General features: G+C 74.3%; 14 protein-coding genes. 9 read left to right on the plus strand and 5 right to left on the minus strand.

What is annotated here, in order from left to right; all coding sequences use genetic code 11:
• The first annotated feature begins 49 nt into the window (after positions 1-49).
• Both ACIRGB_RS21495 and ACIRGB_RS21500 read left to right on the plus strand, forming a co-directional pair.
• Positions 50-1,657 carry a molybdopterin-dependent oxidoreductase gene (locus tag ACIRGB_RS21495; protein WP_403867297.1) on the plus strand — a complete coding sequence of 536 codons (1,608 nt, stop codon included), beginning with the start codon at positions 50-52 and terminating at the stop codon, positions 1,655-1,657.
• A gap of 185 nt (positions 1,658-1,842) precedes the next feature.
• On the plus strand, positions 1,843-3,546 hold the full coding sequence (locus tag ACIRGB_RS21500; RefSeq protein ID WP_403867300.1) for a cellulase family glycosylhydrolase: 1,704 nt from the start codon (positions 1,843-1,845) through the stop codon (positions 3,544-3,546).
• A gap of 3 nt (positions 3,547-3,549) precedes the next feature.
• On the opposite strand, the gene ACIRGB_RS21505 is transcribed toward ACIRGB_RS21500, so the two are convergent.
• Complete coding sequence (locus ACIRGB_RS21505; RefSeq protein ID WP_403867303.1) at positions 3,550-4,125, minus strand: hypothetical protein; 576 nt, start codon at positions 4,123-4,125, stop codon at positions 3,550-3,552.
• A gap of 36 nt (positions 4,126-4,161) precedes the next feature.
• Here ACIRGB_RS21505 and ACIRGB_RS21510 point away from each other — a divergent pair, with 36 nt between their 5' ends.
• Both ACIRGB_RS21510 and ACIRGB_RS21515 read left to right on the plus strand, forming a co-directional pair.
• A complete protein-coding gene (locus ACIRGB_RS21510) occupies positions 4,162-4,851 on the plus strand; it encodes a response regulator transcription factor (protein ID WP_403867306.1) in 690 nt (229 codons plus the stop codon).
• Complete coding sequence (locus ACIRGB_RS21515; RefSeq protein WP_403867309.1) at positions 4,848-6,176, plus strand: ATP-binding protein; 1,329 nt, start codon at positions 4,848-4,850, stop codon at positions 6,174-6,176. Before ACIRGB_RS21510 ends, ACIRGB_RS21515 begins: the two co-directional genes overlap by 4 nt.
• A 36-nt stretch (positions 6,177-6,212) precedes the next feature.
• Here the strand turns inward: ACIRGB_RS21515 and ACIRGB_RS21520 are convergent, their stop codons facing one another.
• Positions 6,213-7,076 carry a CAP domain-containing protein gene (locus tag ACIRGB_RS21520; protein WP_403867312.1) on the minus strand — a complete coding sequence of 288 codons (864 nt, stop codon included), beginning with the start codon at positions 7,074-7,076 and terminating at the stop codon, positions 6,213-6,215.
• 473 nt (positions 7,077-7,549) lie between these two features.
• Between ACIRGB_RS21520 and ACIRGB_RS21525 the strand changes: the two genes are divergently transcribed.
• The 4 genes from ACIRGB_RS21525 to ACIRGB_RS21540 all read left to right on the plus strand — a co-directional run bounded on the left by ACIRGB_RS21525 (position 7,550) and on the right by ACIRGB_RS21540 (position 13,613).
• On the plus strand, positions 7,550-7,828 hold the full coding sequence (locus tag ACIRGB_RS21525; protein ID WP_403867315.1) for an acyl carrier protein: 279 nt from the start codon (positions 7,550-7,552) through the stop codon (positions 7,826-7,828).
• Positions 7,825-9,111, plus strand: coding sequence for a beta-ketoacyl-[acyl-carrier-protein] synthase family protein (locus tag ACIRGB_RS21530; protein WP_403867318.1), 1,287 nt, complete (start codon positions 7,825-7,827; stop codon positions 9,109-9,111). Before ACIRGB_RS21525 ends, ACIRGB_RS21530 begins: the two co-directional genes overlap by 4 nt.
• On the plus strand, positions 9,108-10,109 hold the full coding sequence (locus ACIRGB_RS21535) for an ACP S-malonyltransferase (protein WP_403867321.1): 1,002 nt from the start codon (positions 9,108-9,110) through the stop codon (positions 10,107-10,109). The genes ACIRGB_RS21530 and ACIRGB_RS21535 overlap by 4 nt, the downstream gene beginning before the upstream one ends.
• A 129-nt stretch (positions 10,110-10,238) precedes the next feature.
• On the plus strand, positions 10,239-13,613 hold the full coding sequence (locus ACIRGB_RS21540) for a pyruvate carboxylase (RefSeq protein ID WP_403867324.1): 3,375 nt from the start codon (positions 10,239-10,241) through the stop codon (positions 13,611-13,613).
• Positions 13,614-13,675: 62 nt separating this feature from the next.
• On the opposite strand, the gene ACIRGB_RS21545 is transcribed toward ACIRGB_RS21540, so the two are convergent.
• Positions 13,676-16,222 (minus strand): discoidin domain-containing protein, encoded by a 2,547-nt coding sequence (locus tag ACIRGB_RS21545; protein ID WP_403867326.1) that lies wholly within the window; start codon positions 16,220-16,222, stop codon positions 13,676-13,678.
• A gap of 210 nt (positions 16,223-16,432) precedes the next feature.
• On the opposite strand from ACIRGB_RS21545, the gene ACIRGB_RS21550 reads away from it, so the two are divergent.
• Positions 16,433-16,801 carry a hypothetical protein gene (locus tag ACIRGB_RS21550; protein WP_403867329.1) on the plus strand — a complete coding sequence of 123 codons (369 nt, stop codon included), beginning with the start codon at positions 16,433-16,435 and terminating at the stop codon, positions 16,799-16,801.
• Positions 16,802-16,859: 58 nt separating this feature from the next.
• On the opposite strand, the gene ACIRGB_RS21555 is transcribed toward ACIRGB_RS21550, so the two are convergent.
• Both ACIRGB_RS21555 and ACIRGB_RS21560 read right to left on the minus strand, forming a co-directional pair.
• On the minus strand, positions 16,860-18,386 hold the full coding sequence (locus tag ACIRGB_RS21555) for a CHAD domain-containing protein (RefSeq protein WP_403867332.1): 1,527 nt from the start codon (positions 18,384-18,386) through the stop codon (positions 16,860-16,862).
• A 36-nt stretch (positions 18,387-18,422) separates the two neighbouring features.
• Complete coding sequence (locus tag ACIRGB_RS21560) at positions 18,423-19,562, minus strand: M23 family metallopeptidase (RefSeq protein ID WP_403867335.1); 1,140 nt, start codon at positions 19,560-19,562, stop codon at positions 18,423-18,425.
• Positions 19,563-19,681: the final 119 nt, after the last annotated feature.

The raw sequence follows: 19,681 nt of genomic DNA on the forward strand, positions 1-19,681 counted from the left end.
CGGGCGGTGCGCCACCAATCCGTCCGCCGCCCGGTGCCGGATTACCGGCGTGAGCGACCACGACAAGACCCCACGCCAACCGTCGGCCAGGACCTGGACCCGCCTCGCGCTGGGGGCACTCAGCGGGCTCCTGGCGGGTGGCACCGCGCTCGCCGTCGCCGAGTTGGCGGCGGCCGCGGTACGCCCGCAGGCCGGCCCGGTCGTCGCGGTCGGCGCCGCCGCCATCGACCGTACGCCGGCCGCCGTGAAGGACTGGGCGATCCGCACCTTCGGCGCCGACGACAAGCTGGTGCTCCAGCTCGGCATCCTCGCCGTCCTGACCCTGTTCGCCCTGGCCCTCGGCGCGTTCGCCGCCCGCCACCGGCGCACCGGAGCCGCGGGAGTCCTCGTCTTCGGCGTCGTCGGCGCCGCGGCGGCCCTCGGCAGGCCCGACTCCACCGGCGTCACGGACGCCCTCCCCTCCGTCCTGGGGGCGATCGCGGGCGCGGCGCTCCTGTACGTCCTCGTCGGCCTCCTGCCGCCGGCGCGCCGGGAGGCGCCGGGGGAGCGGGGAGAACAGGGAGGGGGCTGGGACCGGCGCCGCTTCGTGATCGCGGCGACCGCCGCCGCCGCGGCCTCGGCCGGGGCCGGTGTCCTCGGCCGGGCCCTGAGCGGCGTGGGCGGCCGGGAAGCGGTCGCCTCCCGGGAGAACGTCATCCTGCCGACGCCCGGCTCACGCGCCCCGGCCGTGCCCCGGCGGGCCCAGGTCAGGGTGGCCGGGGCCAGTCCGTTCCTCACTCCCACCAGCGACTTCTACCGGGTGGACACCGCCCTGGTGGTCCCCAAGGTGGACGCCACGACCTGGCGGCTGCGCGTGCACGGCGACGGGGTGGACCGGGAGAGGACCTTGACCTTCGACGACCTGCTGTGGCGGGAACTGATCGAGCGGGACATCACCCTCACCTGCGTGTCCAACGAGGTCGGCGGCCCGTACGTGGGCAACGCCCGCTGGATCGGCGTCCGGCTCGCCGACCTGCTGGAGGAGTGCGGCGTCCGGCGTCCGTCGCAGGGTGGCCCGGCGGACCAGCTCGTGGCCCGCTCCGTGGACGGCATGACCATCGGCAGCCCCGTCGAGGACGTCATGGACGGCCGGGACGCGATGCTCGCCCTCGGCATGAACGGTGAGCCGCTGCCCTTCGACCACGGCTTCCCCGTCCGCATGCTGGTGCCCGGCCTCTACGGCTACGTCTCGGCCTGCAAGTGGATCGAGGAGATCGAGCTGACCACGTTCGACGCCTACGGCGCGTACTGGGTCAAGCGCGACTGGGCCCGCGAGGCACCCATCAAGACCCAGTCCCGGATCGACACGCCGAAGCCGTTCGCCCGGCCGGAGGCGGGCACGGGGATGGTCGCCGGAGTCGCGTGGGCGCAGCACCGCGGCATCGACAAGGTCGAGATCCGCGTGGACGACGGCCCCTGGCAGGAGGCCACCCTGGCCGCCGAGGACTCGCGCGACACCTGGCGGCAGTGGTCGTACGCCTGGCGGGCCACCAAGGGCGGTCACACCCTCACCGTGCGGGCGACCGACCGGACCGGTCAGGTGCAGACACAGCGGCGTACCCGTACCGTGCCCGACGGCGCGAGCGGTTGGCACTCGGTCGTGGTGACGGTGGAGTGAGGGCCGGACCGGCACGGTACCGGCGCCGCCCCGCCCCCGCTCCGGGCGGGGCAAGCGTTTTCTGTCCGCAGCCTTGACGTGTACGTGGCGCAGTGAGTTTCATGGAGGCGCATGGGAGCGCTCCCACAGTCCGGAGTCATCGCCCCACCCCCCTCGTGTCCGCACTACTCAGTCCTGGAGTCGCCGTGCGCACAGCAAGACGCGATACCCCCGCACCCAACACCCTCGCGGCCCGCCTGGTGGCCGGTCTCGCCGCGCTGATCGGGCTGGTCGTCGTCGGTGCCCTCTGCCCGGGCGTCGCCGTGGCCCAGTCGCCCGCGGACCGGGCCGCGGATGACCGGCCGGCCGGTGCGCGGGCGGCCGGCCTGCACATCAGCGAGGGCCGGCTGGTGGAGGGCAACGGCAACGACTTCGTGATGCGCGGGGTCAACCACGCCCACACCTGGTACCCCGGCGAGACGCAGTCCCTGGCCGACGTCAAGGCGCTGGGCGCCAACAGCGTCCGGGTGGTCCTCTCCGACGGGTACCGCTGGCGCGAGAACGGCCCCGAGGACGTCGCCGCCGTCATCGGGCAGTGCAAGGCCAACCGGCTGATCTGCGTGCTGGAGGTGCACGACACCACCGGTTACGGCGAGGACGCCGCGGCCGGCACCCTCGACCACGCCGCCGACTACTGGATCGGCCTCAAGGACGTGCTGGCCGGCCAGGAGGACTACGTCGTCGTCAACATCGGCAACGAGCCCTGGGGCAACACCGACCCCGCGGGCTGGACCGAGCCGACCGTGGCGGCCGTCAAGAAGCTGCGCGCCGCCGGGCTCCAGCACACGATCATGGTGGACGCCCCCAACTGGGGCCAGGACTGGCAGGGCGTCATGCGCGCCAACGCGCGGTCGGTCTACGACGCCGACCCCACCGGCAACCTGATGTTCTCCATCCACATGTACAGCGTCTTCGACACCGCCCAGGAGATCACCGACTACCTGAACGCGTTCGTCGACGCGGAACTGCCCCTCCTCATCGGCGAGTTCGGCGGTCCGGCCGACCAGTACGGCGACCCGGACGAGGACACCATGATGGCCACCGCCGAGCGACTGGGCCTCGGCTACCTGGCCTGGTCGTGGAGCGGCAACACCGACCCGGTCCTCGACCTGGCGCTCGACTTCGACCCGAGCAGGCTGAGCGGCTGGGGCGAACGCGTCTTCCACGGCGCCAACGGCATCGCCCGGACCGCGAAGGAGGCCACCGTCTACGGCGGCGGCGCCCCGGACACCCGGGCCCCGACGGCTCCCGGCACCCCGGCCGCCACCGCGGTCACGGACACCTCCGTCACCCTCGGCTGGACCGCGGCCACCGACGACACCGCGGTCACCGGCTACGACGTCGTCCGCGTCGGCGACGGTACCGAGACCACGGTCGCCTCCTCGGCCACCACCACCGCCACCGTGACCGGACTCACCGCCGCCACCACCTACACCTTCGCCGTCCGCGCCCGCGACGCGGCGGGCAACCGCTCCGCCCCCTCCGCCGCCGTGGAGGTCACCACCGACGAGGGCGGCGGCACCCCGGGCGGCGCCTGCTCCGTCGGCTACCGCGTCGTGGGCGAGTGGCCGGGCGGCTTCCAGGGCGAGATCGCCGTCCGCAACACCGGGAGCGCCGCCGTCGGCCCGTGGACGCTCGCCTTCGCCTTCGCCGACGGCCAGACGGTCACGAACATGTGGGGCGGCACCGCCACCCAGAACGCGGGCGCGGTCAGCGTCGCCCCGGCCTCCTACACCGCGACCATCCCGGCCGGCGGCACGGTCACCCTCGGCTTCACCGCCCACAAGGGCGGCACCAACACCGCCCCGACCGCGTTCACCCTGAACGGCGCCTCCTGCGCCACGACGTGACCGTCACCAGGACACCTCGCGGACGTCGGCCCGGCTCTGCGGCCGCGTCGTCGCGGTGATCTCCGAGCGGTGGCGGCTCGCCGTGAACGTCACCTTCAGCGTCTGCGGGGCGTCCTGCTCCGTACTCACCGTGAAGCCCCGGCTCGGCACCGCCGAGATCAGGCACACCCCGCCACCACCGAACCGCACGGTCGCCTTGCCGCCCTCGGACGGCACCGTGTACACGCCCGCCCCGCCCTCCTCGCAGCCCGGGTCGCCCCCGCCCGCGGGGGGTCGCGGGGCCGTGGTGCGGGGGCTCGGCGTCGGCGTGGGGGTCGCGGCCGGCTCCGGCGGCCGCGCGCTGGTGCGGGACGGCTTCGGGCTGGGCTTCCGGCTGGTCGGCGACGGGCTGGGGGTGGCCGTCACGGTCTTGGAGACGGTCGGGCGGGGCGGGGCCGGCAGCTCCTCGGGCGCCGTCTGCGCGACCGGCGCCGTCGGCCGGGTCGACCCCACCACGAAGTGGATGGTGATGATGACAGCCGTCACACTGGCCGCCGTGCAGGACAGCCAGATGATCAGGTAGCGCAGGAGGCGGGACACGACACCATAGTGACGGACCGGCTAACGTGCCTGCCCATGGCCTCCGTACTTGTCGTCGAGGACGACCCGGTGATCCGGGCCGCGCTGATCGAGGTGCTCACCGGGCACGGCTACGCGGTGAAGACCGCACACCAGGGTTTCGAGGCGCTGCGCGACATCACCCAGAGCCCGCCGGACATCGTCGTGCTCGACCTCGGCCTGCCCGACCTCGACGGACTCGACGTGCTGCGGATGATCCGGGGCATATCCCGCGTCCCGGTGCTGGTCGCCACCGCCCGGGACGACGAGACCGAGATCATCCGGCTGCTCAACGCCGGCGCCGACGACTACCTGGTCAAGCCCTTCTCCGGGGGCCAGCTCGCGGCCCGGCTCGCCGCCGTGCTGCGCCGCTCCGCGCCCGCCGACCTCCGGGCGGCGCGGCTGCCGGTCCTCCGGGTCGCCGACCTCCGCATCGACCCCACCGCCCGCACCGCCCACCTCGCCGGACGGGAACTGCCCCTCACCCGCCGCGAGTTCGACCTGCTCGCCTACCTGGCCGCCAACGCCGACCAGGTCATCTCGCGCCGGCGGATCCTCGCCGAGGTGTGGCAGCAGCCGTACGTGGAGGACCAGACGGTGGACGTCCACCTGTCCGCACTGCGCCGCAAGATGGGGGAGAAGGCGCGCAAGCCCCGCTATCTGCACACCGTGCGCGGCATCGGCATCAAGCTGGTCAGCACGCCATGAGACGTGCCCTCGCCGGGATCGCCCTGGCCGTCACCTCCATGGTGGCGCTGTCCTTCCTCGTCCCGCTCGCCCTCCTCGTGCGCGAACAGGCCCGCGACCGGGTCACCACCGCCGCCGAGCAGCGCGCCGCGGCCCTCTCGCCGGTGCTCGCCCTCACCACCCGGCGCGCCGACGTCCAGCAGGCCGTCGCGGAACTCGGCTCCGCCGACCAGCTGGTCGTACGGCTGCCCGACGGCGGCTTCGTCGGCACCCCGCACGCGCCCGAGGAGGCGCTCGACCGGGCCGTACGGGGGCGCGAGACGCTCGCCGTGGACACCCCGGACGGCTGGGCCTACCTCCAGCCCGTCGTGCTGCGGGGCGACCGGGTCGCGGTCGTCGAGGCCTACGTGCCCGCCGCCGACCTCACCCGGGGCGTGACGGCCTCCTGGGGGGTGATGGCCCTGCTCGCCGTGGGCCTGGTGGGCGGCTCGGTGCTGGTCGCCGACCGGCTGGGCGCCCGCGTGGTCCGCTCCTCCCGGGGCCTCAAGCGCGCCTCCCTCGCCCTCGGCTCCGGCGACCTCGGCGTACGGGTGGAACCGGACGGCCCGCCCGAGCTCCAGGAGGCGGGAGTGGCGTTCAACACCATGGCCGACCGGGTCGTCGACCTGCTCGCCGTCGAACGCGAGCTGGTCGCCGACCTCTCGCACCGGCTGCGCACCCCGCTGACCGCCCTCTACCTGGAGGCCGACCGGATGGGCGCGACGCCCAGCGCGCAGCGGGTCACTCAGGCCGCGGGGCAGCTCGAACGCGAGCTGGACTCGATCATCGCGGCGGCCCGCACGCCCCTGGCGGCCGCCCAGCTCGCCGGGACCGGGGCGGGCACGGCGAAACCGTGCGACGTCGCCGAGGTGGTCGCCCTGCGCCTGGACTTCTGGTCGGTCCTCGCCACCCAGCAGGAGCGGCTGTGCGAGCGGTCCCTCACCCCGCGCCCGACCCCCGTGGCCTTCCCCGAGGACGACCTCGCCGCCGTCGTCGACGCCCTGATCGGCAACGTCTTCCGGCACACCCCACAGGGCACCCGCTTCGTCGTACGCGTGGAACGCCGCGACCGGCACGTGCACCTCACGGTCGACGACGCGGGACCGGGCGTCGCGGACCCCGAGGCGGCCCTCACCCGGGGCGTCAGCGTCGGCGGTTCCACCGGGCTCGGCCTGGACATCGTGGCCCGGGCGGCCCGTACGGCGGACGGGGAACTGACGATCAGCCGCGCGCCGCTCGGGGGCGCACGGGTGACGGTGTCGTTCGCGCTGGCGGACGCGCGGGCGGCCGGCGGCGGTGACCGGTGAACGGTGACGGGCCTGGCCGGGCGGCGGTGACCGGCGTCAGCGGCCGGTGCCGAAGTCCTGGGTCCACCAGGGGCCGCCGTCGCCGAAGTGGACGCCGACGCCCAGCTCCTTGAAGGAGCAGTTGAGTATGTTCGCCCGGTGGCCGGGGCTGTTCATCCAGGAGTCCATCACCGCGGCGGCGTCCGCCTGGCCCCGGGCTATGTTCTCGCCCAGGGTCGACCACTGGTAGCCGGCGGCCTCGACCCGGCTCGCCATGGTGGAGCCGTCGGGGCCGGTGTGGGACATCACCCCGCTGCTCGCCATCACGTCGCTGTAGTCGTCGGCGGCCCGGGTCAGCCGGTCGTTCGCGGTGACCGGCGCGCAGCCCGCCGCGGCCCGCTCCTCGTTCACCAGGGCGAGGACCCGCGCCTCGGCACCACCCGTCGCGCCGGAACCCGAGCCCGAGCCGGAACCCGATCCCGCCCCGCCGCCCGCCCCGGAGCCGCTGCCACCGCCGGACCGGTCACCGGCGCTCTTCGTGGTGGCCCCGACGGGAGCCTTCGAGGACGGCGCGGGCGCCTTCGCGGCGCTGGTCGTCGGGCTCGCCGTCCGCTTCGGCTTCTTCTTCGGCTCGGCGCTCGGACGCGGCGAACCGCTCGCCGAGGCGCTCGGGCTCGCCGGCGTGGACGCGAGCGGTGCCGCACCGCCCGCCGCGTCCTCGGCGTTCGGCGCCGGCTCGGCGGCGTTCGCGGTGACCCGGTCCGAGGCCCCGCCGTCGTCGCCGTCGGTGACGGCCAGCGTGATCCCGACGCCCGCGGTCAGGGTGACGGCGCCCAGCGCCAGCGCGGTGCCGCGGGTCCTGAGCCCACCGCGGGGGCGGGCGTGGGAGCGGGACGGGCGGGCGGCTCGGCGGGAACCCATGCGCAGGACACCTCGGCTTGTCGGTCGGCTGACGGAGCCCCGTACCCGGTGGACGCGACCGCGCCCACCGGGACCGTGGGGGGTGTGCGAGAGCCTAGGACCCGGCCGGCGTGGAAACGCACGTTCGAAGGTCGTCTTCAGAAAGCCTTAAAAGAGCCGCCAAAGTCCGTTGAGGAAGTACGGCACCACCGCACCCGCCCGGCCCGCCCCCTTACGCACGCGACGCCCGCGACCCTCGGTCGGCCCCGGGGCGCTTCAAGGTGAAGGGCGGACACCGGTGCTCACAGGAGCCCGTCCCGTGCCCCCGACGCTCCGCCGTCACCCCGTCCCCGGCGATTGCCCCGCCGGACGGCCGGACAGCCTGTCCGCGTGAACCGGCAGCTCGCCGGAGACCGCCGGCGCGCCCGAGGGGACCGGGTCCTCCCGCCCACCGCCCCCGGGCGCGCCGCGCACCGACCAAGGAGGTACCGGACATGCCGTCCACCGTCGACGAAGGACAGCTGCTCGACGAACTGCGGGACCTGCTGGCCGCCACGGTCGAGGACCTGACCGCGGAGGAGATCGGGCCCGACTCCTCCCTCCAGGACGACCTGGGGGTCGACTCGCTGGCCCGGCTGGAGCTGGTCGCCGCGATCGAGGACCGCTGGCAGATCGAGGTGCCCCAGGAGGAGGCGGACCGGCTCACGACGGTGCGGCAGATCGCCGCCCACCTCGCCACGGCCGTCACCGCCCCGGCGGGCGGCACCGCGTGAGCCCACGACACGCGGCCGACCCCGCCCCCGAGGACCGGTCCGCCGTCGTCACGGGGCTGGGGCTGACCACCGCGCTGGGCGGCGACGTCCCCGCCACCTGGCGGGCCCTGCTGGACGGCGGGTGCGGCGTCGAACGCGTCGACTTCGGCGCACCGGACGGGCCCGCGCAGGTCTACCTCGCGGCCCCGGCGGCGGTCGACCCCAGGACGGCCCTGTCGCCCGCCAAGGCGGCGCACTGCGACCGCGCGGCGCAGTTCGCCCTCGTCGCCGCCCGCGAGGCCGTGCGCGACGCGGGGTTCCCCGACGTGTCGGCGCTCGCCGAGAGCGGCTCGCGGGTGGCCGTGGTCGTCGGGGTGGGCCTGGGCGGACTCACCAGCGTCCTGGAGCAGAACAGCCGCCTTCAGACGCAGGGCGCGGGGCGGGTGAGCCCGCGCACCATCCCGGTCATGCTGCCCAACCACCCGGCCGCCGAGGTGGGGCTGATGGTGGGCGCCAAGGCCGGCGTGCACGCCCCCGTCAGTGCCTGCGCCTCCGGAGCCGAGGCCCTCGCCCAGGCCCTCGGCATGATCCGGGACGGCCGCGCGGACCTCGTGGTCGCGGGCGGCGCCGAGGCCGCGCTGCACCCGCTGGCCCTGGCCGGGTTCGCGCGGCTGAAGGCCCTCTCCCGGCGCCACGACGACCCCAAGGGCGCCTCCAGGCCCTTCGACGCCGACCGGGACGGCTTCGTGATGGGAGAGGGCGCCGGCATGCTCGTCGTCGAGAGCGCCGCGCACGCCGCCGCCCGCGGCGCCCGCGTCCACGGCCGGCTGACCGGCGCGGGCATCACCAACGACAGCCACCACGTGGCCCAGCCCGCGCCCGGCGGCACGGGCTGTGCGGCGGCCGTCGGCGCCGCGCTGCGCGACGCGGGGCTCGTGCCGGAGCAGATCCGGCACATCAACGCCCACGCGACCTCCACCCCGCTCGGCGACCTCGGTGAGGCGCAGGCGCTGCACAGCGTCTTCGCCGAGCGGGTGGACGACGTGGCGGTCAGCGCCACCAAGGCCGCCTTCGGGCACACCCTCGGTGCCGCCGGAGCCATTGAAGCCGTCCTCACCGTCCTCGCCCTGAGGGACCGGACGGCACCGCCCGCGTGCAGCCTCGAACGGGTGGACCCCGAGATCGGTCTGAACGTCGTCGGCCGCGACCCGGCGGCACTGCCCTCCGGGCCGCTCGCCGCCGTCACCACGAGCATGGGCTTCGGCGGGCACAACGTCGCGCTCGCCTTCGCCGACGCCTCATGAGGAACGACCGCCCGGCCCCCGCCGGCGGCACACCGCGCACCGTGCTGATGTGCCCCGGCCAGGGGGCCTACCTCCCCGGCGCCCTGCGCCACCTGAGCGAGGTCCCGTCCGTCGCGCGGGTGCTGCGGACGGTGGACGCCCACGGCAGCGCGCTCGGCGGCACCCGCACACCCGTCGGCCGCCTCCTCACCGACGCCGCGGCACCCGAACCCGACCGCCTCGTGCGCACCGACCCCCTCGCCTTCGACCTGGCCACCTACGCCGCCGTGGTCGCCTCCGCCACCCTCCTGCTCGACCTCGCGACGCCGCCCGTCCACGCGGTGCTCGGCCACAGCGTGGGCGACCTCGCGGCGCTCACCGTGGCCGGAGTCATCACCCTCGACCAGGGCGTCCGGCTGCTCCACGTCCGCGACCGGCTGCTGCGCGACGCGGCGCTCCCGGCGGCGGGCCTGCTGGCCACCGACCTGACCGCCGAGCGGGCGAGCGACCTGCTGCGCGCCGAGGACCTGCCGCAGGTCCGCATCGCCGCCCGCAACGCCCCCGGCCAGACGGTCCTGGCCGGCCCCGACGACCAGTTGGCCGCCCTTCGGCGCACCGCCGAGGCGCTCGGCCGCCGCGCCACCGTGCTGACCAGCCGCACCGCCTACCACCACCCCCTGCTCACCGAGGTGCACCGGGCCTTCCGGCGCCTCCTGCGCGCCCAGCCCGTCGCCCCGCCCGCGCTCCCCGTGTACACGGCCGGCGCGGCGGGGCCCGCCCGCACCCCGGCCCAGCTGCGCACCGTGGCCGCCGCCCACCTCTGCGAGCCGCTCGCCTTCCACCGGACCCTCGGCGCACTGCGCCTGGCCGGGTTCACCACCTACCTCGACAGCGGGCCCCGGGCGCTGCTGTCCACCCTGGCCAGGGCCGGCCTGCCCGGCTGCACCACCGCCGCGCCCTCCCGCACCCCGGTCGGCATCGACCGCATCCGCCACCGCCTCGCCGCCGCCCTGCGGTGACGCGGGCCCCCGACCCGACAGCGACGGCGCGCCTTCATGAGGGGGCCGGGAGTGGCCCGGCTCACATGGCGTACCGAGGGCGGCGCCGACACCATGGTCTCGTCACCCGGCAGGCTGAAGGGATCAAGAATGTTCCGCAAGGTGCTGGTCGCCAACCGCGGTGAGATCGCGATCCGTGCGTTCCGTGCGGGCTACGAGCTCGGCGCGCGTACCGTCGCCGTCTTCCCGCACGAGGACCGCAACTCGCTGCACCGGCTCAAGGCCGACGAGGCCTACGAGATCGGGGAGCCGGGGCACCCGGTGCGCGCGTACCTCTCCGTGGAGGAGATCGTCCGCGCCGCCCGCCGTGCGGGGGCCGACGCCGTCTACCCGGGCTACGGGTTCCTGTCCGAGAACCCCGAACTGGCCCGCGCCTGCGAAGAGGCCGGGATCACCTTCGTCGGACCCAGCGCGCACATCCTCGAACTGACCGGCAACAAGGCCCGTGCCGTGGCCGCCGCCCGCGAGGCGGGCGTCCCGGTGCTCGGCTCCTCCGCGCCCTCCACCGACGTGGACGAACTCGTGCGCGCCGCCGACGACGTCGGCTTCCCCGTGTTCGTCAAGGCCGTCGCGGGCGGCGGCGGGCGCGGCATGCGCCGCGTCGAGGAGCCCGCCCAGCTGCGCGAGGCCATCGAGGCGGCGTCCCGCGAGGCCGCCTCCGCCTTCGGCGACTCCACCGTCTTCCTGGAGAAGGCGGTCGTCGAACCCCGCCACATCGAGGTGCAGATCCTCGCCGACGGCGCGGGCGACGTCATCCACCTCTTCGAGCGGGACTGCTCGGTGCAGCGCCGCCACCAGAAGGTGATCGAACTCGCCCCCGCGCCCAACCTCGACCCGGACCTGCGGGCGCGGATCTGCGCCGACGCCGTGAACTTCGCCCGGCGGATCGGCTACCGCAACGCCGGCACCGTGGAGTTCCTCGTCGACCGCGACGGCAACCACGTCTTCATCGAGATGAACCCGCGCATCCAGGTCGAGCACACGGTCACCGAGGAGGTCACCGACGTCGACCTGGTCCAGTCCCAGCTGCGCATCGCCGCCGGTGAGACGCTCGCCGACCTCGGACTCGCCCAGGAGAACATCACCCTGCGGGGCGCCGCCCTCCAGTGCCGCATCACCACCGAGGACCCGGCCAACGGCTTCCGCCCGGACACCGGGCAGATCAGCGCCTACCGCTCGCCCGGCGGCTCCGGCATCCGCCTCGACGGCGGCACCACCCACGCCGGTACGGAGATCAGCGCCCACTTCGACTCGATGCTGGTCAAACTCTCCTGCCGGGGACGGGACTTCACCACCGCCGTGAACCGCGCCCGGCGCGCGGTCGCCGAGTTCCGCATCCGCGGCGTCGCCACCAACATCCCCTTCCTCCAGGCGGTCCTGGACGACCCCGACTTCCAGGCCGGCCGGGTCACCACCTCGTTCATCGAACAGCGCCCGCACCTGCTCACCGCCCGCCACTCCGCCGACCGCGGCACCAAGCTGCTGACCTACCTCGCCGACGTCACCGTCAACAAGCCGCACGGCGAGCGCCCCGAGCTGATCGACCCGCTGACCAAGCTGCCGGCCGTGCCCGCTGGCGAACCCCCGTCGGGCTCGCGCCAGTCGCTCGCCGAACTGGGTCCCGAGGGCTTCGCGCGCCGGCTGCGCGCGTCGTCCACCATCGGCGTCACCGACACCACCTTCCGCGACGCCCACCAGTCGCTGCTCGCCACCCGGGTGCGCACCAAGGACATGCTCGCCGTGGCGCCCGTCGTCGCCCGCACCCTGCCCCAGCTGCTGTCCCTGGAGTGCTGGGGCGGCGCCACCTACGACGTCGCCCTGCGCTTCCTCGCCGAGGACCCCTGGGAGCGGCTGGCCGCGCTGCGCGAGGCGGTGCCCAACATCTGCCTCCAGATGCTGCTGCGCGGCCGCAACACCGTGGGCTACACCCCGTACCCGACCGAGGTGACCGACGCCTTCGTGCAGGAGGCCGCCGCCACCGGCATCGACATCTTCCGCATCTTCGACGCCCTCAACGACGTCGAGCAGATGCGGCCCGCCATCGACGCCGTACGGCAGACCGGCACCGCCGTGGCCGAGGTCGCGCTGTGCTACACCGCCGACCTGTCCGACCCCTCCGAGCGGCTCTACACCCTGGACTACTACCTGCGGCTCGCCGAGCAGATCGTGGACGCCGGCGCGCACGTGCTCGCGGTCAAGGACATGGCCGGACTGCTGCGGGCCCCGGCCGCCGCGACGCTGGTCTCCGCGCTGCGCCGGGAGTTCGACCTGCCGGTGCACCTGCACACCCACGACACCACCGGCGGTCAGCTCGCCACCTACCTGGCCGCGATCCAGGCGGGTGCGGACGCCGTGGACGGTGCGGTGGCGTCCATGGCCGGGACCACCTCGCAGCCGTCGCTGTCGGCGATCGTGGCCGCCACCGACCACACCGAGCGGCCCACCGGCCTCGACCTCCAGGCCGTCGGCGACCTGGAGCCGTACTGGGAGAGCGTCCGCAAGGTCTACGCCCCCTTCGAGGCGGGCCTGGCCTCCCCGACGGGGCGCGTCTACCACCACGAGATCCCCGGCGGTCAGCTCTCCAACCTGCGCACCCAGGCCGTCGCGCTCGGCCTCGGCGACCGCTTCGAGGACATCGAGGCCATGTACGCCGCCGCCGACCGGATGCTCGGCCGCCTGGTGAAGGTCACCCCGTCCTCCAAGGTGGTCGGCGACCTGGCCCTGCACCTGGTGGGCGCCGGTGTCTCCCCGGCGGACTTCGAGGCCGAACCGGACCGGTTCGACATCCCCGACTCCGTGGTCGGCTTCCTGCGCGGCGAGCTGGGCACCCCGCCCGGCGGCTGGCCCGAGCCGTTCCGCAGCAAGGCGCTGCGGGGCCGCGCCGAGGCCAAGCCGCTCGCCGCACTGTCCGAGGACGACCGCGGCGGACTGGACAAGGACCGCCGGGCGACGCTCAACCGGCTGCTGTTCCCCGGTCCGGCCCGCGAGTTCGACGCGCACCGCGCCTCGTTCGGCGACACCAGCGTCCTCGACAGCAAGGACTTCTTCTACGGGCTGCGCCCGGGCAAGGAGTACACGGTCGACCTCGACCCCGGCGTCCGGCTGCTCATCGAGCTGCAGGCGGTGGGCGACGCCGACGAGCGCGGCATGCGCACCGTGATGTCCTCCCTGAACGGGCAGCTCCGCCCGATCCAGGTCCGCGACCGCTCGGCGGCCTCCGACGTCCCGGTGACGGAGAAGGCCGACCGGGCGAACCCCGGCCATGTCGCCGCGCCGTTCGCCGGTGTGGTGACCCTCGCCGTCGCCGAGGGCGACGAGGTGGCGGCCGGGGCGACCGTCGCCACCATCGAGGCGATGAAGATGGAGGCGTCCATCACCGCGCCGAAGTCCGGCACGGTGACCAGGCTCGCCATCAACCGCATCCAGCAGGTGGAGGGCGGCGACCTCTTGGTGCAACTCGCCTGAGAGGCCGGCTTCTTCGCCCGCCGGGTGACGCGCCCCGCACCATCGCGGGGCGCGTCGTGCGCTCAGGGGAACTGGACGACCTTGGACGGCACGGTGTCCGTCCCCGACGTGGCCGCGCCGGTGTCATTGATGACATGGCGGTACTGGCCCTTGCCGCCCAGTGAGATTACCTGGAGGTTGCGCATCCTGACACCCGGCTTGACCGGCACCTGGAACCCGTGGTGCTGGACGATCGCCGGGTCGGACGTGTAGTTGCAGTAGCTGCCGAGCGCCACCGCGTCGTGCGTGTTCACCGAGTCGGCGACCTTGTAGGCCGCGTAGCCGACGATGCCGTCGTGGGTGATGGCGGCCGCGTTCGGGGCGTCGTACGCCTTCTCGTTCTGGAAGAAGATCGTCCGGCCGCGCTCCCCGCTCCAGTAGACGTCGTACTTGTTGAAGTGCTCGACGAACAGCCCGGTCGCGAGGACGTCGTCGCCGTTGACTCTCAGGCCGTAGTCGGCGCGGTTGGTCTCCCAGCCGACGCCCTCGCCGTGGTCGGCCCGCCAGATCCAGGTGTGGTCGATGATCACGTCGTCGCTCTCCACCACGACGGAGTCGGTGGCCTTGCCGGGTCCCGCGCCGCCGACGCGGATGAACACGTCCTGCATGGTGGTGGGGTTGGCGGAGTGGTCGGCGTTCCCGCCCGGCGTCCCGATGCGCAGCAGCGTGTCGGAGTTCACCGGTCCGGCGTCGATGAGGAAGCCCGCGAGCCGCACGCCGTCGACGTCGGCCACGTGCAGGGCGTCGACGCCGCCGTCCGGGATGATCGTGGCCAGCCCGAGGCCGAGTACGACGGTGTTCGCCCGGTCGACCTCGATGGTCTGGTCGATGTGGTACACCCCGGGCGTGAACAGCAGGTTGAGGCCCTGGTCGAGCGCGGCGTTGATGGTCGCCGCCGTCGCGCCCGGCTTGACCACGTAGAACTGGCTGAGCGGCAGGGAGGTGCCGCCGGCGTTGGCGGGCCAGGAGACCCCGCGCGCGTTGGTCCGCTTGGCGGGCACGCGCACCTTGTACTCGTTGCCGTCCAGGTAGAGGAACGGCTTCTCGCGGGAGATCGGCGTGGTGTCGAGCGTGGTGTACGGGCCGGTCTCGAAGTTGCCCGCCGGGGCGCCCTCGACGCCCGTGAACGTCATGTTCCAGACGCCGTTGGTCCAGCCGCCCACCGAGCTGTCCCGGGTGTACCACTGCTGCTGGGAGTAGGGGCCGACGGTGCCGTCGATCTTCGAGTCGGCGATGTAGCCGCCGGAGGCCCAGCCGTAGCCGTTGGGCGCGAGGTTGAGGCCGCCCTTGACGTGGATGCGCCGGAACGGGGCGGCCTGGGCGACGGCCCAGCGGTCGGTGCCGTTGGACGGCGTGATGGCGAGGTTCTCGGCCGAACGCCAGAAGTTCTGCGTGGCGTTGCCGTTGAACCAGCCCGCGTCCACGGTGATGTCACCGTTGATCTGCGTGTCGTCCGGGTTGAGACCGAGACCGGAGACGGAGGTGTAGAAGCCGAGTTGCGCGTTGATGCCGTTGTAGGTGCCCGGCTTCATCAGGAACTGGTAGCGCCCGGCGCCGAACTGGTTCGACTCCTGCTGGGCGAAGACCTGGTCGAACTTCTGCTGGAGGTTCGGTGTGGCGGGGTCGACGACGATGACGTTCGGCCCCAGGTCGCCGCCGCCCTCGACGGGGGGAGTGCCGGTGGTGCCGGTGTGCACGGCGACCTCCCACAGCGAGTAGCCGTAGCCGGTGGCGCGGGCCGTGCCGTGGACCCGGAGGTAGCGGCCCGAGCCGCTGACGTCGTAGGAGACCTTGCCCCCGGTGCCACCCGTGACGCTCTTCAGCGTCTGCCAGTTCTGCCCGTCCGAGGAGGCCTCGATCCGGAAGTCCTTGGCGTAGGCGGCCTCCCAGTTCAGGTCCACCTTGCACAGGTCCCGTACGGCGCCGAGGTCGACCCGCACCCACTGCGGGTCGGATGCCTGGCTGGACCAGCGGGTGCCGGCGTCGCCGTCGAAGGCCGCGGCGGCGGGTGTCCCGGCGTTCTCCACGGAGGAGGCGGAGGCGGGCCTGCCCTGCGCGGCATTGGCGGTGCCGCACGAGCCGCCCGGCGCGGTGCCGCCGGTGGTGCCGAAGACCTGGAACTCCCACAGCGAGTAGCCCCAGGGGGTGGCCCGGTGGACGCCCTGCATGCGGACGTAGCGGCCCTGGCCGGAGACGTCGAGCGTGTCGGTGCCGCCGTCGCCGCCGGTGACCGACTTCGCGTCGCTCCAGGTGCTCCCGTCCTGGGAGAGCTGGATCTTGTAGTCCTTGCCGTAGGCCGCCTCCCAGTCGAGCACCACGCGGGTGACGGAGGCGGTGGCGCCGAGGTCGACCTGGAGCCACTGGTCGTCGCTCGCGGCCGAGGACCAGCGGGTGGCCGTGTCGCCGTCGACGGCGTTGCCGGACGGCGTTCCGGCGTTCTCGGCCGACGACGACGTGGCCGTCCGGCCCTGGGAGAGGGGGGTGTCGGCCGCGGTGGCCGTCATCGGGGCGGGGAGGGTGACGAGTGCCGCCGTGGCGACGAGCGCGACACCCAAGGATCTCAGTCTCATGCGGGCGCTTTCTGGGGATGCGGACAGGACCGGTCGACCGCGTGACGCAGCGGCTTAGTTCAAGGTGTGATTTAAGTGCTGAGCCTTTGATCCGGCAAGACTCCGGACAGGAGTTGTCAGTGCCGTGCTGAAGAATGCGCTCCATCGAGATCAACTCCGGCCGGACCGGGTAGGCGTTCTCGAGTCACTGACCTGGAAAGGCCACCGCCGATGCCGCTCACCGCCGCCGCCCGTCCGCAGACCGCCGACTTCCGTGGCGCCAGACGCCCCGACCCGATCGGTGCCGCCGGGGCCGAGGTCCTGCGCATCGTCACCGACGCGCGCACACCCGTCTTCGTCACGGTGCGGGCGGACGGACGACGCAGATACAGCTACTGGCGCCCCCTGGACTCCGCCACCGGCCGGGGCGGCTGCTACGCCGCGCTGCCGACCGCCGAGTGCGACGCGCTGCACGCCGCGGGCCGGATCACCCTCGGCGAGCCGCTCGCCGACCCGGACCGGATCACCTACCGGGTCAGCGCCACCCGCACCCCGGCGGCGCCGCTGCGCGCGCTGCCGCAGCGGGCACGCGCCGCGTGAGCGCGGCCCGTGCCGTACGGCGCGCGCAGCGGCCGACTCGCCGGGGCGGCACCGCCGTTCAGTGTTCCAGCGGCGCCCGCAGCGCGGGGTCCGACACCTTCCGCCACACCTCGGGCAGCTCCTGCCGCCGGGCCTTGGCCCCCGCCCGTTCCAGGCCGTGCAGCACTCCCCAGGTGAACGCCGGTTCACCCGCCCGGTGGGCGGCCACCGCCAACTGCCGCAACGTGTCCTGGGCGACCACGGCGTCCTGGTGCTCGCCGAGCAGCCGTTGCACCGCCTTGGCGCGCTTGCCGAGCCGGGCGACCGGCTTGCCCAGTGCGGGCCGCGCGACCTCGGCCGCGTAGCGGAGCTTCTTGGCCGCCTTGCGCGCCTCGTGCAGCCCCGTCTCCCGCGGCCGGCCGACCGGAAGCGCGAGCGCCTTCTCCATGTGCCCGGCGAGACGGCCGTACTCCTTGAGCACCGCCCGGGCCATCGTGCGGGCGGGCTTGCCCGCGGCCTTGCCGCGCAGGGGCGGTTGCCGGACCAGACAGTCCAGGGCGTCCAGCAGCCGCAGATAGCGGGGCGTGGCCAGGGCCTCCCGCGTACGGGACCGCACCTCGCCGCCCTGGGACACCTCCCAGACGCGCAGCCGGGCGGCGACGGGACCCAGCACGAGCGTGTCCGGCAGCTCCGCCACCGCGGCGCCGATCCGCTCGCCCAGCACCTCCTGGTCCCGCGCCGCACCCAGCTCACCGGCCAGCCAGCGCAGTTCGGCGCGCAGGGGATCGGTGACCCGCCGGTCGAGCACCGACCGGTAGGAGCGCAGGCAACCGCGCAGCCGTCGGCACGTGACGCGCATCTGGTGCACCGCGTCGGGCAGGTCACGGCGGACCGCCGGGTCCCACGCCACCAGCTTGCCGACGTGATCACCCACGTACGCGAGCACGTACGCGCCGGCCGACCCGGCCACCACCGCCGAGCCGCGCTCCCGTTCCGCCTCCACCCCCGTCTCCCGCAGCGCCCGGGCGAGCTTGGACGGGGAGTCGGCGCGGACGATCCCCTTCTTGCGGAGCCGTTTCTCGACGACGTCCAGCAGCCCGGCGTCCACCCCGTCCGCGAGTTCGACCTCCAGCTCGCCCCACTCGGCGCGGCCACCGCCGGAGGCCGCCGCGTCCGCGCGTACCTCGTCGAGGCTCAGTTCGGCGAGCACCCTGCCGTCCGCGTCGCGCAGCCGGCGCACGGTGCGGGTGGACCGGATGCGTACGACCGGACGCAGCTCGGCACCCCGCGTCCGGGACAGGGCCAGCTCGCGCAGCGACTCGGGCACGTCGTCCGACAGCGCGGCCCACACCTCCTCCCGGGTGTCCCCGGCCAGGGGCAGCTTCAGGTGCCAGCCCGCGTCCGGACCGCCCGTACGGCGGCGCAAGGTGACCGAGGAGCGGGCGAGCCGCAGATCCTCGGTGTCGTGGTACACGGCGTCGAGTTCCTCGGGCCCGGCCGTGGTGACCGAGGCGACGGGCCCGGCGCCGGTGAGGTCGGGCAGTCCGGCGACGCCGCCAAAGGGGGGTTCGTACTTCCGCTCTGTCTCGCGCTTCGACTGGGTCATGCAGAGGTCTTCGACACGATCCGCCGGATCAAACCCCTACGCGGGCAGCCAGGGGCGCGGATCGGTGTAGTACCCGTCGAGGATGACCTCGAAGTGCAGGTGGGGGCCGGTGGACAGACCGGTGGAGCCGACCCGTCCGATCGGGGTCCCGGCCTCCACGGTCTGTCCCACGGCCACGCCCAGGGCGGAGAGGTGACTGTAGGTCGTCTCCACCCGCTTGCCCTGGATGGTCCCGTGGTCGATCACGATGCGGTTGCCGTAGGCGCTGGTGAGCGCGGCGAACACGACGCGGCCCCGCCGTGCCGCCGCGACCTGCGCGCCCTGCGGGGCGGCGAAGTCCACGCCGGTGTGCAGCTTGGTCACCCCGGTCAGCGGGTGCTCCCGCGACCCGAAGGGCGAGGTGACGGTGAGCGGGCTCACCGGCGCGGTGAGCAGGGCGCCCGCGGGCCCGCCCGCGCCGGGGCCGGAGCCCTCCCGGTCGAGTGCCTCGTACCGCGGCAGCAGGGCCTGGACCTCGTCGAGGTACGTCTTCGCCCCCGCGGGGACGCGCCCCGCCTCGGTCACGGCGTCCGGTCCCGCGGCGTACGCGGCCAGGGTCAGCTCCACGAGGTCGCCGCTGACCCGGCCCTCGGTGCGCAGTTCGGTGACTTTCTTCGCCAGCGAGCAGTCCCGCCGGCCCAGCGCCATGATGGCGTCCGCCGGGTCGCGGGGCGAGGACGTCCCGTTGCCGTCGTCGTCCTTGCCCCAGGTCCGCCACTCGCTGTCGGTGAAGGCGGCGATGCCCTTCTGGCCCGAGAGTTCGTCGGAGTCGTCGACCCAGCCCGAGAGCTGGTCGATCTGCGCGGCGAGCACGGACGGCTCGAGGACGGTGCAGGCCGAGGCGGCCTTGCGCAGCCACGGGACGTAGGAGGGATCGATGTCGGCCCCGGCGGACGCGCCGGTGTCGGAGTCGTTCGGCCACGGGTCGGGCAGCCCGCCCAGCGCGAGGAAGGCGGCCACCCCGGTGACGGTCAGCAGCCCCGGCAGCAGCAACAGGGTGAAGGGCCCCGGTCCGCGGCGCTTTCGCCTGCGGGGCTGCTCCGGTTGCTCCGGCCGGCCCGGCTGGTCGGACTGGTCCGGCCGGGTGCCGTCCGTGCCGTCGGGCGTCCGCGCCACGGTCAGCCGCTCGTCGTTCATCTGGCCGCTCGCCGGGACGTGATGCTCACGAGGGGACGCTATCGCCACTCCCGTACCGGCGTCAGGAGCCGTGGAGGCAGCAGGTGATGCCCGAACGGGCACGGCACCCGGCGCCCGTC

The organism is Streptomyces sp. NPDC102490 (assembly GCF_044765285.1).
Taxonomy (GTDB): Bacteria; Actinomycetota; Actinomycetes; order Streptomycetales; family Streptomycetaceae; genus Streptomyces.